This window comes from Sphaerisporangium sp. NPDC088356, from assembly GCF_040685555.1.
Classification (GTDB): Bacteria; Actinomycetota; Actinomycetes; order Streptosporangiales; family Streptosporangiaceae; genus Sphaerisporangium.
Genome location: NZ_JBFBIK010000011.1, coordinates 1 through 14,948 on the forward strand (window position 1 = coordinate 1; position 14,948 = coordinate 14,948).

Here is a 14,948-nt window from a genome sequence, read left to right on the forward strand (position 1 = left end):
ATCTGATCAACGATCACTAATCCGGACAGATCTCATGAACGCCGGGGCCGTGGCCTGGGGGCCGGTCCCGGCCGTCGGCAGCTCGGGCCGCCCGCCACACACCACCAGGACGGAACCAACGCCACAGGCAATCGCGGGGGCCCGCCTACAACGCCCGACCAACGACTGCTGACCTCTTAGCCGTCGGTGTCTTCCCCGCTTTCGGATTTCCCGTCCACCGCCCGGACCAGCCAGCGCAAGAGCAGCGCACCCACGAGCCAGAAAACTGCGGCAACGACAACACGGGCAACGACATGCACCGCCGTGATCTTCTGCGGGCCGTCAACGACAAGGCCCGAAAGCACATCCCACACGCACCAACACGTTAAGAAGAATGTCCAGCCGAGCAGGACCAGGCGAGCCTCACGATTCCACTTCCACTTCCTGCCTGCCATGCGACCCACCTCAGAGACCCCACGCACGACAGAGCGATCGCCGTCATGCGCATACTGTGCCTCCGGCGGGGGCGCTCCGGCTCCGGGATGCCGCCCGGCTGGAGAACGCGGGCCGCAGGTGGCTGATGCAGAGCCCGCGCATCCCTCCTGCCATCGACCCGGGCAAGCCCAGCAGACCAGCTCCTACGGCTCAAGCCCGTCTATGACCCTTGGCGTCCAATTGCCGAGGAACGGCGACCGGCTGACGTACACGCGAAGACGGGCTTGCGCCTCCGTCGCCGGTCTGCTGCTGCTCCGCAGCGGGTCGACGGCGATACGGGATGCGCGGACGGGGGAGGAGCGTGCGAGGCCGCACGAGCTCAAGGGGGCTTGATCGCGCATCGCAGGGACGGAAGCCCTACCCGGGAAGCAGGGTGAACGCGGGCACGTGTACGGGGCGGACCGCGGCGAAGTGGCGTACGTCGAGCGTGAACACCTCGTTGACCTTCAGGCGCTCGGCCACCGGGACGACCGAGGCGTCTACGGCGCCAAGGGGGAAGTCCGCGTAGCGTTCGACCAGCGCGGCGACTCTGGAGAGGTCAGGCTTGGTCAGCTCGACGAGCGTGAACACGTCCGATTCGAGAGCGCGGAGAAACGCGGCCTCCGGTGCGGCACCGCCAAACCTGGAGATCATGTAGCACACTTCGGCCGCGACGAAGCTGGGGATGAGGAGTTCTCGGCGCGCATCGTGGAGGCGCTTAAACTCGCCGACACAGCGCTCATGATCGACGTCGTCGGAAATCGTGGCGGCCACGAGCGGGCCCGTGTCGACGACGATCACTCGCCGTGTCCGAAGCCCTCGGCAAGAATCTCCTCGGTACGGGCAGCCACATCCGAGCGGCCGGCACGGACGGAGCCGAAGAACGCCGGAGGCCACGAGTCGCTCTCGGCGTGCTCGGAGGAGTGGACCAGTCGCAGCGTGTGCGCGCGGATCTCCCGGAGTTGGTCTCCGCTGAGCTGGTCGACCAGCCGATGCATGTCCTCGTACTCTTCAGGGGCAGCAGCCGTCATGGCACCGAGTCTACGTGCTGGAACTGATCGTTTCCGAGCCGTGCAATATTCGTGCAATGATCTTGACGATCGGGGCCGGGCGAGTGGGCTCCGGTGCAGGTCAAGAGCGTCAAGGGACCTGAAATGGTCACGCGCTGTAAAACCGTCGGCTCAGCCTACGCAAGTTCGAGCCTTGCACCTGCCCCACCAGCCTAAGAGGCCCTCGACCAGCATGTACGTGGTCAAGGGCCTCTTTCTGTGTCTCCGGTTGTTCATGGTCGTCAACGGTGTTCTACGGGCGCTCGCCGTCGTATGCGCGTCGGTGTCGGTCGGTCTCTTGAGGCGGATTCAGGGCCTCGCTGATGAGCTCCGGGCGGTGGCGTCCTGACCCACGACGCAGGCGTGCGGCGTGCACAGGCGGATTACCAGGGGGGCGAGCAGGACCATGGCGAACAGTCGCACGCTTTGCACGCTGGAGATGAGGGAGATGTCGGCGTGGGTGGCGACGGCTGTGCTCAGGACGGCGTTGATTCCGCCGGGGGTGGTGGCGAGGTAGGCGTCAGCGAGGGGTATCCGCACCATCGTGGACAGCAGCCAGGCCAGAGCGGCACAGGCGGCGCTGACCGCCACGGTGCAGGCAAGGGCAAGGGGCAGCAGGCGGCGTATGCCTGCCATGACGGGGCGGGTGAAGCGTAGGCCGATGTCAAGGCCGACGATGGTGAACAGCCATGCGCATAGGAGGCCGGTGGGGGCGAAGCCGTCCGAGGCGCCGCTGGCGGTGATGGAGGCGGTCAAGAGCATCGGCCCGAGCAGTGCGGGGCTGGGCAGGCGGATGGCGCGGCCGATGACAGCACCGGTGAGTGCGACGCCGGCCAGTAGCAGCAGCCCGATGCCCTGGTGGTCGCTGGTGACGAGGCGCCAGGCTTCCGTATGGGGCGCGGCTGTGGCCGGCGTGGCCGAGTGCGAGGTGAGTAGCCAGTGCACCACGAGCGGGGCGGTGGCGGCGACCAGTGCGACGCGCAGGCACTGCAAGAAGGCGACGGTGGGGGAGTCGGCCTTGGAGTCCTGGGCGGTGGAGATCACTGCGGCCGAACCGCCGGCGACCATGCCCAGGGTTGCGCTGGCTCGGTCGATACGGCCGGTGCGTGCCATTACTGCGGCGGCGCCAAGGCTGAGCCCGATGGTGGCCGCGGTAACGGCGGTCAGGGGAAGCACGGCGGTGGCAGCCTGTCCCAGGGTCTGCGGATTGAGGTAGCTGCCTATCAACACCCCGAGAGCGGCTTGGCACATCCGGTTGAGGCGGGCCGGGACCTGATCGGCGGTGAGTCCCATGGCAGCGAAGGCCAGCCCTGCCAGTAGCGGAGCGAGCAGGTGGGCTGCGGGCAGGACCGATTCGGCGAGCTCACCGGCGACGTACGCGGTCGCGATGAGGGCCGGCCAACCAGCTCGGCGATGCCGAGGAAGAAAGTTGGACGGAGACAGTGAGTGCTTGAAGCGCGTACCCCGGAAATTTCCGTTCATGCCTACCCTCATTACCTATAGTTACGAATAGCTACTAAGGGTAACAAACGCGGATCTCCCGGGTTCCGCGTGTTGAGCGAAAGGAGAGTCCAGCGAAGCCGCTGACATGGGCGTACTCCAGATCAGCGGTCGTCATCGGCGAGGCCCCTCGCGGCACCGGTTGGGCACACAACGATCAGGCTCGGCCCGCTCCACCAGGGTTCGCGTCGAAGGGGTCAGGGCTGGGCACGCCAGCTGGTGTCGGCGACGGGGAAGGGCCCGCGCCGTGAGCACTCGGGGTCGCCGTCGCGGACCTTCGCGACGCGATTCTTAGGGGCACGCTCTTCGCCCACGCGGATCTGCCCACGCGGATCTGCCCACGCGGACCTCAGTGGCGCGATCCTCGCTGGCGCACTTGGGTTGCCGACCGGAGGACAGTCCGCGGCAAGCTAAGGGGGGCGTTGCGCCTCGTCTCAGTCGGCAACTCCCACGTGATCACCGGATGCTTCGTCGTGGTTCCTTCGCGGATGGCATGCTGGGATCTGGCGATCATAAAGGAGATCAACGATGACCCACCCTCTCGGCACGCAGCCCGCGCACCGGCACACCCCTCTCAGCGCGGAGGAGAAGGCCCGGAGCGAGGCGAACTTCGCCCCCTTCGTCGCCCAGCAGCTCGTCGCCAACGGACGGTTCAGGGTGAGCGCTGACACCCCGGAGATGGTGGAGCTGTTCCAGGCGGTCGCCCGCAGGGTGGGCGAGATGCTCGGTCGGCCTGTGGTCAGCTACGCCAACGGCAGGTACATGGTGATCACCTTCGGCCAGGAGGAGGCTTCGGACTCACCGGCCGAGGCGTCCGCTCAGCACAGGAGTGACCGCCAGGCGTCGTCCATGTAGTCGAGTGCTCCCGAACCGATGGTCGGCTCGGTGAGCAGCACGCCGACGATCCGATTATAACGGGGCGATCAAGACAGCGGCTATGGCACGTCGGTCTGCGGCGCACGTGCGGACCTCAGCGAATACGTTCTGTTCTCCTGGAGGTAGTAGCCGCACGCACGGCACTGTCAGGGGGGTGTTGCGAGGATCGTCGCCATGACTGAGCTCACCTCCGCGATCACCGATTACTGGGATGCCGCTGCGGCGGCGTTCGATGAAGAGCCCGACCATGGCTTGCGGGCCGAGCAGACGCGTGCGGCGTGGGCACGTCTTCTGCGTGCCTGGGTGCCACCGGCCCCGGCTGACGTACTCGATGTCGGCTGCGGCACCGGCTCTCTGTCCGTGCTGCTGGCCACGGCCGGGCACCGGGTGACCGGCGTGGACCTCGCGCCGCAGATGATCGAGCTGGCCCGGGCCAAGCTGGCGGTTTCCGGGCTGGCCGGACGTTTTCTGGTCGGTGACGCCGCTGTTCCGCCCACCGGCGGGGAGCAGTTCGACGTGCTGCTATGTCGGCACTTGGTGTGGACACTGCCTGATCCCCAGGCGGCGCTGCGCGAGTGGGTCGCCCGGCTTCGCCCGAGCGGGCGGCTGGTGCTCATCGAGGGACACTGGCGTGGGGCCGGGCAAGCCGGACTGCCTTATGTGGCGGGAGCCGAATCGCTGCCGTGGAGCGGCGGCGTCAGGGCCGACGATCTGGCTTCCGCTGTGAGGCCGCTCGTCGCCGGCCTGCGTATCGAACCACTCAGCGGCGATGCCGACCTGTGGGGCGGCCCGGTGGACGACGAGCGCTATGCGCTTATCGCTTATATCTAGTGGGCTGAGCTTCTATGTCTAGACGCCCGGGGTGATGACGATGAGGATGTCGGCGTCTTCTCCCGGCACCGGATGGTGGTCGGAGCCTGGCCGATCACTTCGGCCTCTGCGGAGCGTACGACAACGGACTCATTGAAGTTCGGCAGGATCAGCGACATCTGTGTGACTCCTTGTTTGAGGATGATCGGTTCTGTGCGGGGCGGGCTCTGGCTTTCAGATGGCGAAAAGCAGGGCGGCGTTGATGAGGACGACCACGGCGGTGGCGAAGTGGATGCCGAAGGCGGTCGCCTTGGTGCCGCCGTGGCGCAGAACGATGAGGGTGTCGCCGAGGGGGGCGAGGGCGACGACCAGCATGAACCAGGCCTCGGCGTGGGCGCCCGCGAAGGCGAGCAGGGCGAGGCCGAGGATGCCGTAGCTGGAGTCACGCAAGCCCTTGATGGTCAGGTAGGCGGCGTCTCCGTCCTTTTTGGCGGGGACGCCGTAGCCGGCGGCCGCGGCCCGGGGCACCAGGAGAAACCGGACGCCGATGAAGATGATGAAGACGTTGAGCAGGATGGCCAGTCCGTAAGCGGTGGTGGTGAGCATGAGCTTCTCCTTTTGCTAGCAGCGCTAGGTGCGAGAGCGAAACTAGCATAGCCTCGACAGGAACGCTAGCGGTGCTAGAGTGCAGTCATGTCCATCCAGACGCGCCGGGAGCGCGAGCGAGCAGAGCGTGAACGGCTGATCATCACGGCGGCCCGGGAGCTGGCCGAATCGGAAGGCTGGGAGGCGGTGACCACGCGGCGGCTCGCCGAGGAGATCGAGTACAGCCAGCCGGTCCTCTACAGCCACTTCAAGGGGAAGGACGCCATCATGGCCGCGGTCGCGGTGGAAGGCTTCGCTGACCTCGCCGCCGAGCTGCGCGCGGCCCGTACGTCGGCCAGTGACCCGCGGCGGGCCCTGGCCGATGTCGGCGCCGCGTACGCTGCGTTCGCCGAGCAGCGACCCGCGCTGTACGACTCGATGTTCACGCACATCGTCGACCTGCCGTTCGCCACCCCGGAGGCACCGCCCGCCCTGCAGGAGGCCTTCGGCGAGCTACGCGAGGCTGTGCGGCCTCTGGTGCGAGACGACAACCTGGAGACGCTCACCGAGACCTTCTGGAGCGGGCTGCACGGGCTCCTCACCCTCATGCGCAACGGCAGGCTCCGGCGCGAGGACCACGAGCGGCGGCTGGCGCTGCTGCTCAGCCGCTTCTCGAGCTGACCCGCTGATCACACGCCGTATCGGCAACAGTCGGACGCTCATTGGGCGACATCGGGCGGGAGGTGGGCCCGCCACTTTGGATTGCTCACTCGGCGCGCCTGTCCGCCCTTCGAAGGCGCAGACGAGGTTGGATCAAGCAGGAGCCGAACGGAAATGTCACTACCGTCACCGGTTTTACTGTCCTAAGAGATTGGCCCCGCAGTGGCGGAAATAGACACCACGCGGCCCAACGTCGCACGTATGTAAGACTATTATCTGGGCGGCAAAGACAATTACCCCGTGGATCGGGAATAACCCGAGGTACCCCTCGGCGGGCTGTGCGCTCTCGGCCAGAAGCTGTGATCGATCACAACGGCATGGCCAAGCACCACAGCCGGAAGCGATCCGCAGGGAAGCGCCCAAAGCGGTGGATCGAACGAGAGATGCAGAAAATTCAACCCGAATGCCTGTATCTCCGGACAGGTACGTCATGGAATTCAAGGGAGAGGAGCGGAAGCAACGGCAGTCGGACGTCCCAGAACGTGACGCCCCTGTGCATGACCGCGCATCGGTTGGGCTGGTGGACGGCTTATCGTCAGGCGCTTGGGGCGGGTTCGAGGGCCAGCACCTTGCGGAACTCGGCGACGGAGGGGCGGTTTTGCTGGTGCCGGGGTACGGCGCGGAGCACCATCCGACCAGTCGCGGCCACCATATTGTCGTTATAGACCTGCGGCAGAGCATCGATCACGGACGCTGCCTGGCGCATCCCCTGATCGATGCCCCCGTTGACGACCTTGCAAAGAGCTTCGTGCAGGCGAACGCGGGCGGCCGTCTGGTAATCGTGGCTGAAGGTGAGCAGGCGATCTCCGGCGTTGTGGGCTTCAACCTCGTTGCCCACGCCCGCATAGATCATGTTCTCGGCATTGGGCAGTTGGCCGCCGTTCCAGTAGCCGGGCATGATGCTCGCCGATGGTGGGTCGGCGGCGACAAGGTCACGGAAGGTGTTCAATGCCTGCTGGGCCTCGGTATGCCTGCCGAGGAGGGTGAGCGCCTTCGCTTGGGAGCAGATGACCAGAGCCAGGCCCAGGGATGGCCGGCCTCCAGCGATCTGCTGGGCATTTTGCGTAAGCCTCAGAACGGTCCCGGGATCGCGTTGTCCGTAGAGCCCATGCCCGGCCTCGGTGGCGCTGACTCCAAGCCGTAGTTCGAGGTCCCCGGAGGCGTCGGCCGCTTGGCGTGCGGTCCGCCACCAGCGGACGGCGGCGCCGTGATCACCCAGGCGGGTCAGCACGTTGGCGTGGAGGGTCGAGAGCGCCGCCATGATCCGCTGTAGTTCGGTCGCGTCGGCGGGGGCGGCGGTGTCGAGCTGGCGCCGTACCGAGAGCAGGTCGATCAGCAGGTCGGTGGCGACCTGCGCGGGGGGCCGGGTGCGCAGGGCGTGCAGGTGGTCGGCGCAGGCCAGTTCCCACTCTTCGATGGCGAGGTGGGCGTGGCCCAGGGATAGGTCGAGAAGCTGGCGGAGAGGTTCCCCGGAGATACCAAGGTTGCCGAGCGTGCCGAGGGTACCGAGTCCGGCGAGGAACTGGAGGGCGGCCCGGCGTTCCATATCGTCATCTCCATTGCGATATGCGGGGTTTTCCAAACACATACCCGCGCGCAGCCGATCTGATTCGGCAGCGGCGTTGAAGCGCATCAATGTGCCGTACAAGGCGGTCAGAATCCCGCGCGCGCCATACACCTCGTCCAGACGAGAAACCACCTCAGCCGGCGGCGTGCGCTCGCCGCGTTCCCATTTGGCCAGGTTGGAATAGTCGATGTAGAGGTCGGCGGCCGCGCGGCGCAGGGCGATCTTGGGCTCCGCCTCCCGGCAGCGGCGCATGACCGCGCCGAACAGATGCCATGCGGAGGCGTGCGGGTCGATCGGGTCTGCGGCCATGACACCCCTCGTGATCGTGGTCCGGCGCGGCCACTCATGACCACGCCGTTGCCCTTCTACCACCTTTGATCACTGTCCATGATGGCACTGCTACAGGCCGTAGCAAACCCTGAATGTGGAACCCGCAGGCGATCAGAACGCCGTACGGGCCCCTTGATCAGGAAGGTGATCCTGACCCGTGACGCAGCTCAAACGCCGGTGGCGCCTGATCGGGCGCCGTAGCGCCAAGCGGACCGGCCGCCACACCACCGGACACCCCTATGTACGGGTCGAGCATCGTCACCCCGATCCGCGCGCCCGCGCCACCGCCGTACTGCTCGACCGGCTCGAACCGGCCTGGATGATCTTGTACGGGCCGTGGAGCCGCCGCTTCTACGCCCTGGCGCTGTTCGCCACCCCGGGCCCGCTGATCGTTGAGGCCTTCACCGCGCAGGAACTCACCGACCAGATGCGCCAGGCCGAGCAGGACACCCTGATCGCCCCCTGGCCACCCACCGCAGCCGCGCCGGCCGCGTGACCTGCCCGCCCGCGGCCGCCCCGCCGGGTATCACCCGCAGTGGATGCCAGTACCGAAACCACCCTCGGTGACGCCCCAGTCGGCAACCCCGCTGGGCACTGCCGGGCTGGATGCGGATGCCGAAGTCACCCATGGGTGACGCCACGGCCTGCGGCTCCGCTGGGCCGTATGCCATGACCTCGACTTCCCCACACGAAGGACGACCGACCCAATGAGCACCCGTACCCGGCGAACGGAGACCGCCGCCTTCCCCGCCACCGAGGCATCTGTGGGCGAGGCCCGGCGCTGGCTGAGCAAGATCCTCGACGGTCATCCCCGCTGTGACGACGCGGCGTTGCTGCTGTCAGAGGCGGCCACCAACGCCCTCGTGCACACCGATTCCCCGGTGATCGGCGTCACGGTGGCGATCGGCGAGGGCCACGACGTGCGAATCGACGTCGCCGACGAGGGCGCGGAGACCGTACCGAGCATGCCCTCGAACCACGACGGCGACCTGGCCTCTTCCGGACGCGGAATCCGGCTGATCCGCGCGCTGTCCTCCCGCTGGGGGTTCACCGAGGAGAGACCCCAGTGCGTCCTCTGGTTCGTCCTGTCCGCGCCCCGCGAGGCGGAGGGATCTGGCGCGACCTCCTCCACGGCGCCGCCACCGATCACCCGCGCACCATGAATCTCGGACGGTCGTGCGCTCGCTCCCGGCCTACGCCAGGGACGGTCAGGAGAAGCCGAGCCGGGCGAGCGGCTCCACCAGCTCCCGCCCCTCGTACGACAGATGGGGCAGCGGCGAGTCGGTGAGCAGGTCCACGGCGGCCCGGAGCGACTTCAGGGCCGCCAGGACAACACTCGGCCGGTGATGCGTGGTGCCGGGGTCATTACCCCTTCCGCTTGAAGTAGTGCGTGACCATGTAGGCGGTGACCTGTGCGCCGATCTTCGCGCCCTGCACGTCGGCCGTGCGGGTGTGGATGCCGCCCCAGACGCGGGCGTTGATGACCTCGGCGAGGGCCTGTGAAAAGCCGCGGAAGTACCTGGTGGTACCGGAGGCGGCGCTGTACCCGCTGAAGGAGATGTCGTCCCGGCCGAAGAAGTACGCCAACGCCGACATGCTCGCCGCGGTGAAGCAGGTATGTCCGGACGTGAAGTCGGGGTGCGGCGGCGTAACGAGCAACGGCGTCCAGTTGGGGTCGGCCACCGTCTTCGGGTTGCCGTCGGTGTCGGCCAGCTGGATCGCCGTGATCGGCCGCCAGAAGCTCCACGCCGCCTTCTCGTTGTAGCAGGCGGTCGTGGCATCGGCTTCGGCCAGATCGACCATCGCGAACATCCGCGCCGTCTGGAGCGTGTTCAGTCGCTGCGTCGTCGCGAGCTGGCGCTTGATCTCCCATTCGGCCAGATGCCGGTCGTGCCACCAGATCGCGGCTTGCGTCTGGTCGGTCGTCCTGACCGTGCTGGTTGCCGAACCGATCGTCTTGACCTCGTTGAAGTCCCGGGTGTACTTGGAACTGGTGAGCGATGGCGGGCCAGACGTGCGGAACATGGACGCGCTGGGGATGAGGAACGGTTTGAGGTACCCGACCCATGCCCCGTCGAAGGTGAAAGTCGGAGGCGTCGGCCGCCACTGACCAGGCTGGGTGCCGATGGTCCAGGTCTGGCTTCCGAACGCCCCGTCGTTCTGCCGCGCGGCGATCATCGCATCGGCCGCCTGAGTGCCCACGGTGATTCCGCGCTGCTTGGCGGTACTGGCGGGAATCGCGGCCAGCGACTCGTCGTACTGCGTTTGCAACCTCGCCTGCTGATCGGGGAACAGCGCGTTCAGCACACGGAAGCCCGCGGTCGCGACGGCCGCGTTCGTCGACTCGGTTCCATTGGCGGCCGGTGCGCTCAGGTACGGCTGGTAGGGAGTGCCGGCGATCGCGTTCACCGCGTCGTAGATGGCTCCGTGCATCATCGCGAAGCTGCGCGCCTGGACCTGCGGCTGCTGACCAGCGATGTCCCAGATCGCTGTCTGGGCGTTGCTGTCCCAGACAATGACGGCATTGGTGGGCGTGCCCGAATCCGACGCGTACGCGAATGACGAGCCGAGTGCGACCGGCGACCCGGCGGCGATGACTCCGGCGAGGGCTAACCAAACGGCCTTGCGTCGCAGGACAGCTGACCAGCCCGTATCACATGATTTAAGCATTGAAGCAAACTACTATGCTGGCCGCAGCCGATACAGTGGGCCGAACCGTCGAAACGTTGATAATGACGTAGCCGAAAATGAGTGCCCCGCCGATACGAGGACCGGTCGCATCTTCCGGCCTCGTGGATGGCGTTCGACGGTTACCTAAAGGTCATCTCGAATTGGCTCGGACAGACCGGTCACCGGTACGCGGACGCTGCTGGGACACGATCAGGAAAGTTATCCGGCCACCAGCCAGGAACTCGATGGCGGGCAACCCGGAACCGATGTCCATCAGCCTCGACTTTCTGTCCGCTAATCAGGAGCTTTCCATGGCCGCTAGCAAATTAGCCCCGCCCCGATCGGGCGCGATGACACTGGCTTCTTCGTTTTCCGGCCGTGGGTGACCGCGATTCCCCGCTGTTTCCCGTGGGATCTGGCATGCGTGTGGTCCGCGATCAACCCACGTCGGTCGCGTCGCAGAAGGGCGTCGTTGTCCGTCCGTTCGAAGTGGCGCGGGGGAGGAGATCCGCTTCGCGCGTCACCGGACGGGGGCGGTCCGGGGTTCGTTCCGGCCCGCTGTCGGTGGCTAGGTCTACCGTGGGCGGACACAGGAGCCCAGCGTGAGTAAGGGGAGACCATGACCACACTCGAGAACCGGCCGAACACCGCACTCCTGGTCGTCGATGTGCAGAACGGCGCCGTCGAGGGGGCTCACGAGCGCGACACGGTCGTTGCGAACATCGGCAGCCTTGTCGAGAAGGCGCGGGGGGAACGGGTTCCCGTTGTCTGGGTCCAGCACTCCGACGAGCAGCTTGCGAGGGGGAGCGACGACTGGCGGATCGTCCCCGAGCTGACTCCGGGCGACGCCGAGAAGCTCGTCGAGAAGAACTACGGCGACTCTTTCGAGGACACCACCCTCGAGACCGTACTGTCGGGCCTCGGAGTCGGGCGGCTCGTCGTCGTCGGCGCACAGACCGATGTGTGCATCCGCTCGACACTCCACGGCGCGTTCGTCAGGGGGTACGACGCGACCCTTGTCAGCGACGCTCACACGACGGAGGACCAGACGGCATGGGGGGCGCCGTCGCCGGACCAGGTGATCGCACACACGAACCTGTACTGGACCTACCAGACGGCGCCGGGGCGGACTGCCGGGACGGTCGAAACCAAGGATGTCGACTTCGGCGGCACGTCCTGAAGCCTGTGCGACGCGGACGGGAACGCCTCGGGACGGCAGATCGTGCAGCTCCTTAAGTTGCGTGGCAGGGAACCGGCACTCCTGCGGCGCGCATGGATTGGTGGAACCGCACGGCACGCTCCACGACACCGCTGCGCGCGACCGGCTCGCCCAGCATCGCGCCGAAAGATCTCTCGGGTTTGATGACGTTCACCTGCCAGTGCAGAGCGAGAACAGCGGCAGTCCGCGGATCGTAGGTCATAGTCACGATCGTGCCGTTCTTGCTTGGAACCATGCCGAAATATCCGGCCATTTGGGAGAAAGGCGCGGGTTGGCGGGAAACGTCATGTCATGCCCCCGTTGCGTTTCCCGGGTGAAGTTCGCTTAGCGGTGTGGTGGGCAGTGCGATCCACCCTTCGGTGCGCGCGCAGTCGGCATGCTCTCGAGCAGGGACGGTTGCCAGGCCCTGGAACGACGCACGGGCGGTGAGCGCGGCGATAACGGCGTCTGCAGCGTCGTCGCAGACTCGGCAAATCTGCTCGTATGCACCGAGATCGAGCCACGGTGCCGCTGCCCGCAGCTCATCGACCAGATGCCCGAGCCCGTCGAGATTCGAGGAGCGTTTGTAGCTGCGGTAGGGAAGTTTCCACAGTTTGAGCGACGCTGAGGGATAGACCTCCACAACGACGCCCGTTCCACGGCGATCAACTGGCCGGCCTTCCCGTGCAAGTGCGGCCAGTAGGCCCGCGCAGCGCATGGCGGTATGGCCGATGCGATCGGCGGAGACGCTTAGGGGTGTGAGGCCGGTCATGTCGTAGACCACTTGGTCGGTGACCCGGAGCGCGAGATCCCTGCGCCAGCCCCGTCCGGCAATGTCGCTGGGCACGTCGACGTGCCCAGCGCGGTGGGCCGTGACGAAGTCGACGAATTTATCGGGCCAGCCGAAGGGACAGTCGATACCGGCCTTGTCCGCACCCATGACCGCCTCAACGATCAGGTCGTCATCCGCCCGAATCTGGATTTCGCTGACACGGGCACCATCCGTGGACCAGTCGAGCCACGCTACCGCCGTCCTGGCCGCCTCCGCTGCCAGATCGACTCCAACTGCGCGCATCTCCTCACGATACGACGGCGGTTGATCAGCCGCTGGTCGTTGCACGGACCGGGGGCCGTCGGGTCGCAACCTCCCCCATTGAGCTCGTGTAAGGGTTCCCTATCGCTGTCGTAGAACGACCGCTGGCCGCAGCGGCCGTCGGGTTGTCCCAGCAGCGCCGCCGTCGTCCAAGCCTGACAGAGCGGATGCCCGCGTGCTAGGCAGGCCGGGGTACGGAGGCCCAATCGTGGAGTGTGCACCACCGGGGCACGGCGCGGCGTAGCGCTTCGGGACCCCGCACCTCGACCGCGTGGGCGCGCAGCGCGTCCGACCAGCTCAGGTCGCCGCGCCAGACCTCGACCAGGCTGCGCACGTCGGCGGTCACCGTCACGGCCACGGCGTGGCCGGGGTCTGTGTCGCAGACGTCGACCTCGTCACGTGTGATCACGATCCACCGAGTCGATCCTCATCGAGGCGTCCCGGTCGGCCGGCGCGGAACACCGCTTCAACACATCTCCGTTGTGGTTTGATCTCTCGCTGTAACGACGGAGAGAGGAGTCACAGGAGGCGCGGCTGAAGCCGTGCGAGGTCAGTGACGAGTCATGGGTGGTGATCCAGCCGTTGCTGCCCAAGTCCTCCATGGGTGCGTGGGCGTCCATGACTCGGGTACATCAGGCTTACGGACGCCCCGCCTGTCGATCCCGGACCGGTCGGCGGCATACGGCCATGCTTGGGGGAATGCACCATGGCCTTCGTGACCACCCGGGCCCGCGAGTTCCTGAAGTCCAGACGCTGGCCCATCCCGCTACTGTGCGTGTTCCTCGCGGTGGGCCTGTCCTATGCCACCAGCGCGACCGACCGCCACTTCGGCTACACGCTGATCGGCCAGAGCCTCACGGGCACCCCCGCCAGCGTCCAGACGATCCTCAGCACCATCGCCACCGCGATGGTCACACTCGTGGCCATCGTGCTGACCGTGACTCTGGTGGCGATCCAGCTGGCCATGGGCCAGTTCTCCCCGCGTATCGTCAGTGCCCTTCTCCATGACTATCCGAGCAAGTTCGCCAGCGGGGTGTTCGTGGCGACCTTCACGTTCGCGGTGCTCGCGCTGCGCGAGGTACGCAGCCGGAACGGCGACGGCACAGTCCCAGGCCTGACGGTTCTCACCGCCTACGTCCTTGTGCTGGTGAGCTTGATCACCCTGATCCTCTACATCGACCACGCCGGCCGGTCGTTGCGAGCCGCCGGATTGATCAACTTGGTCGGCACGAGGACCCGCGCACAGCTGGACCGGATGTGCCCCGCCTATACGGCCGTCCCGCCCGCGGACCGGCGCGAAGAGTCGTTGATCTTCGCCCCCAGATCGGGGGTGGTCACGAAGTTCGACATCGCGAGCCTCGTGACCCAGGCCAGGCGCGCCGGCTGCCTGCTCGAGATGCTCCCCGCCATGGGGGAGTTCGTCATCAAAGGCACGCCGCTGTTTCGTGTTCACGGGTCTCCGGCCGGGCTGGCGACCTCCAAGATCGTCCGATACGTGATCCTCGCAACCGAGCGCACGCACGAGGACGACCCCGCCTACGGTTTCCGCAAACTCGTCGACATAGCGGAACGGGGCGTCTCCACCACCTTCTACGACCCCACGACCACCGTCCAGGCCATCGACCGCCTCCACGACGTCCTGCGCCAGGTGGCACCGCATGACTTGCCCACCGGCCGCTACCGAGACCGGGACAACGACGTCCGCCTCGTCGTGCCGGTCCTCGGGTGGGACGGTTACGTCCGGCTCGCCTTCGACGAGATCCGTCTCGCGGGCAGCGGCTCACCCCAGGTCACCCGGCGGATGCGCGCCGCCCTCGACGACCTCAAGGCCGTCGCACGGCCTGACCGGCAATCCGCGCTGGACCGCCAGATCAGGCTCCTCGAGGCCGCGGTACGCCGCGCGTTCGAAGACGAGGAGGACGTCATCGCCGCACTCATCCCCGACCGGCAGGGCATCGGCTCGGGGCGGGACGTGGTGGCCCGCACACGCGACGCGGACCTGCGAGCCGACACCACCGGACCCGACGGGCAGCCGGGCTCGCGCCCCACCTAGAACGAGCCATGAGTCTCGGACAGTCGTGCGCTCGCTCCCGGCCT

The 14,948-nt window shown here is 66.9% G+C and carries 16 protein-coding genes, 1 tRNA gene and 1 pseudogene; 9 read left to right on the forward strand and 9 right to left on the reverse strand.

Features of this window, described 5'->3' with window-relative positions; all coding sequences use genetic code 11:
• Positions 1-176 precede the first annotated feature (176 nt).
• The 3 genes from AB0O34_RS06705 to AB0O34_RS06715 all read right to left on the reverse strand — a co-directional run bounded on the left by AB0O34_RS06705 (position 177) and on the right by AB0O34_RS06715 (position 1,451).
• Complete coding sequence (locus AB0O34_RS06705) at positions 177-434, reverse strand: hypothetical protein (protein ID WP_363913395.1); 258 nt, start codon at positions 432-434, stop codon at positions 177-179.
• 397 nt (positions 435-831) lie between these two features.
• On the reverse strand, positions 832-1,254 hold the full coding sequence (locus tag AB0O34_RS06710; protein WP_363913397.1) for a PIN domain-containing protein: 423 nt from the start codon (positions 1,252-1,254) through the stop codon (positions 832-834).
• A complete protein-coding gene (locus tag AB0O34_RS06715) occupies positions 1,251-1,451 on the reverse strand; it encodes a hypothetical protein (protein ID WP_363913399.1) in 201 nt (66 codons plus the stop codon). The genes AB0O34_RS06710 and AB0O34_RS06715 overlap by 4 nt, the downstream gene beginning before the upstream one ends.
• Positions 1,452-1,579: 128 nt before the next feature.
• On the opposite strand from AB0O34_RS06715, the gene AB0O34_RS06720 reads away from it, so the two are divergent.
• Positions 1,580-1,670: transfer RNA gene (locus tag AB0O34_RS06720), tRNA-OTHER, on the forward strand.
• A 141-nt stretch (positions 1,671-1,811) separates the two neighbouring features.
• Here the strand turns inward: AB0O34_RS06720 and AB0O34_RS06725 are convergent.
• Complete coding sequence (locus AB0O34_RS06725) at positions 1,812-2,984, reverse strand: AbrB family transcriptional regulator (RefSeq protein WP_363913401.1); 1,173 nt, start codon at positions 2,982-2,984, stop codon at positions 1,812-1,814.
• Between the two features lie 546 nt (positions 2,985-3,530).
• On the opposite strand from AB0O34_RS06725, the gene AB0O34_RS06730 reads away from it, so the two are divergent.
• Positions 3,531-3,857 (forward strand): hypothetical protein, encoded by a 327-nt coding sequence (locus AB0O34_RS06730; protein WP_363913403.1) that lies wholly within the window; start codon positions 3,531-3,533, stop codon positions 3,855-3,857.
• A 195-nt stretch (positions 3,858-4,052) separates the two neighbouring features.
• Entirely contained in the window at positions 4,053-4,709 is a 657-nt protein-coding gene (locus AB0O34_RS06735) for a methyltransferase domain-containing protein (RefSeq protein WP_363913405.1), read from the forward strand.
• A gap of 213 nt (positions 4,710-4,922) precedes the next feature.
• Here the strand turns inward: AB0O34_RS06735 and AB0O34_RS06740 are convergent, their stop codons facing one another.
• Positions 4,923-5,294: a DUF4267 domain-containing protein gene (locus AB0O34_RS06740; protein WP_363913407.1), complete on the reverse strand. Its 372-nt coding sequence runs from the start codon at positions 5,292-5,294 to the stop codon at positions 4,923-4,925.
• 87 nt (positions 5,295-5,381) lie between these two features.
• Here AB0O34_RS06740 and AB0O34_RS06745 point away from each other — a divergent pair, with 87 nt between their 5' ends.
• Positions 5,382-5,954: a TetR/AcrR family transcriptional regulator gene (locus tag AB0O34_RS06745; RefSeq protein ID WP_363913409.1), complete on the forward strand. Its 573-nt coding sequence runs from the start codon at positions 5,382-5,384 to the stop codon at positions 5,952-5,954.
• A 189-nt stretch (positions 5,955-6,143) separates the two neighbouring features.
• Positions 6,144-6,245, forward strand: a pseudogene (locus tag AB0O34_RS06750) (SAM-dependent methyltransferase); the annotation flags it as partial.
• Between the two features lie 283 nt (positions 6,246-6,528).
• Here AB0O34_RS06750 and AB0O34_RS06755 read toward each other — a convergent pair.
• A complete protein-coding gene (locus AB0O34_RS06755) occupies positions 6,529-7,869 on the reverse strand; it encodes a helix-turn-helix transcriptional regulator (RefSeq protein WP_363913411.1) in 1,341 nt (446 codons plus the stop codon).
• Positions 7,870-8,047: 178 nt separating this feature from the next.
• On the opposite strand from AB0O34_RS06755, the gene AB0O34_RS06760 reads away from it, so the two are divergent.
• A complete protein-coding gene (locus AB0O34_RS06760) occupies positions 8,048-8,386 on the forward strand; it encodes a hypothetical protein (RefSeq protein ID WP_363913413.1) in 339 nt (112 codons plus the stop codon).
• 211 nt (positions 8,387-8,597) lie between these two features.
• A complete protein-coding gene (locus AB0O34_RS06765; protein WP_363913415.1) occupies positions 8,598-9,053 on the forward strand; it encodes an ATP-binding protein in 456 nt (151 codons plus the stop codon).
• 202 nt (positions 9,054-9,255) lie between these two features.
• Here the strand turns inward: AB0O34_RS06765 and AB0O34_RS06770 are convergent, their stop codons facing one another.
• Complete coding sequence (locus tag AB0O34_RS06770; protein WP_363913417.1) at positions 9,256-10,560, reverse strand: phosphatase PAP2 family protein; 1,305 nt, start codon at positions 10,558-10,560, stop codon at positions 9,256-9,258.
• 619 nt (positions 10,561-11,179) lie between these two features.
• Between AB0O34_RS06770 and AB0O34_RS06775 the strand changes: the two genes are divergently transcribed.
• Positions 11,180-11,740, forward strand: coding sequence for an isochorismatase family protein (locus AB0O34_RS06775; protein WP_363913419.1), 561 nt, complete (start codon positions 11,180-11,182; stop codon positions 11,738-11,740).
• A 328-nt stretch (positions 11,741-12,068) separates the two neighbouring features.
• Here AB0O34_RS06775 and AB0O34_RS06780 read toward each other — a convergent pair whose 3' ends face one another.
• Together AB0O34_RS06780 and AB0O34_RS06785 are read right to left on the reverse strand one after the other, a co-directional pair.
• Positions 12,069-12,833 (reverse strand): DUF429 domain-containing protein, encoded by a 765-nt coding sequence (locus tag AB0O34_RS06780; protein WP_363913421.1) that lies wholly within the window; start codon positions 12,831-12,833, stop codon positions 12,069-12,071.
• Positions 12,834-13,029: 196 nt separating this feature from the next.
• Positions 13,030-13,260: a hypothetical protein gene (locus tag AB0O34_RS06785; protein WP_363913422.1), complete on the reverse strand. Its 231-nt coding sequence runs from the start codon at positions 13,258-13,260 to the stop codon at positions 13,030-13,032.
• Positions 13,261-13,557: 297 nt separating this feature from the next.
• Between AB0O34_RS06785 and AB0O34_RS06790 the strand changes: the two genes are divergently transcribed.
• Entirely contained in the window at positions 13,558-14,904 is a 1,347-nt protein-coding gene (locus AB0O34_RS06790; protein WP_363913424.1) for a DUF2254 domain-containing protein, read from the forward strand.
• Positions 14,905-14,948: the final 44 nt, after the last annotated feature.

What these genes read in the sequence shown, in the direction of transcription:
- AB0O34_RS06735 (WP_363913405.1), top strand. Translation starts at nt 4,053, where the DNA reads ATGACTGAGCTCACCTCCGCGATCACCGATTACTGGGATGCCGCTGCG.
- AB0O34_RS06765 (WP_363913415.1), top strand. Translation starts at nt 8,598, where the DNA reads ATGAGCACCCGTACCCGGCGAACGGAGACCGCCGCCTTCCCCGCCACC.
- AB0O34_RS06705 (WP_363913395.1), bottom strand. Translation starts at nt 434, where the DNA reads ATGGCAGGCAGGAAGTGGAAGTGGAATCGTGAGGCTCGCCTGGTCCTG.
- AB0O34_RS06740 (WP_363913407.1), bottom strand. Translation starts at nt 5,294, where the DNA reads ATGCTCACCACCACCGCTTACGGACTGGCCATCCTGCTCAACGTCTTC.
- AB0O34_RS06770 (WP_363913417.1), bottom strand. Translation starts at nt 10,560, where the DNA reads ATGCTTAAATCATGTGATACGGGCTGGTCAGCTGTCCTGCGACGCAAG.
- AB0O34_RS06745 (WP_363913409.1), top strand. Translation starts at nt 5,382, where the DNA reads ATGTCCATCCAGACGCGCCGGGAGCGCGAGCGAGCAGAGCGTGAACGG.
- AB0O34_RS06725 (WP_363913401.1), bottom strand. Translation starts at nt 2,984, where the DNA reads ATGAACGGAAATTTCCGGGGTACGCGCTTCAAGCACTCACTGTCTCCG.
- AB0O34_RS06775 (WP_363913419.1), top strand. Translation starts at nt 11,180, where the DNA reads ATGACCACACTCGAGAACCGGCCGAACACCGCACTCCTGGTCGTCGAT.
- AB0O34_RS06755 (WP_363913411.1), bottom strand. Translation starts at nt 7,869, where the DNA reads ATGGCCGCAGACCCGATCGACCCGCACGCCTCCGCATGGCATCTGTTC.
- AB0O34_RS06730 (WP_363913403.1), top strand. Translation starts at nt 3,531, where the DNA reads ATGACCCACCCTCTCGGCACGCAGCCCGCGCACCGGCACACCCCTCTC.
- AB0O34_RS06780 (WP_363913421.1), bottom strand. Translation starts at nt 12,833, where the DNA reads ATGCGCGCAGTTGGAGTCGATCTGGCAGCGGAGGCGGCCAGGACGGCG.
- AB0O34_RS06715 (WP_363913399.1), bottom strand. Translation starts at nt 1,451, where the DNA reads ATGCATCGGCTGGTCGACCAGCTCAGCGGAGACCAACTCCGGGAGATC.
- AB0O34_RS06790 (WP_363913424.1), top strand. Translation starts at nt 13,558, where the DNA reads ATGGCCTTCGTGACCACCCGGGCCCGCGAGTTCCTGAAGTCCAGACGC.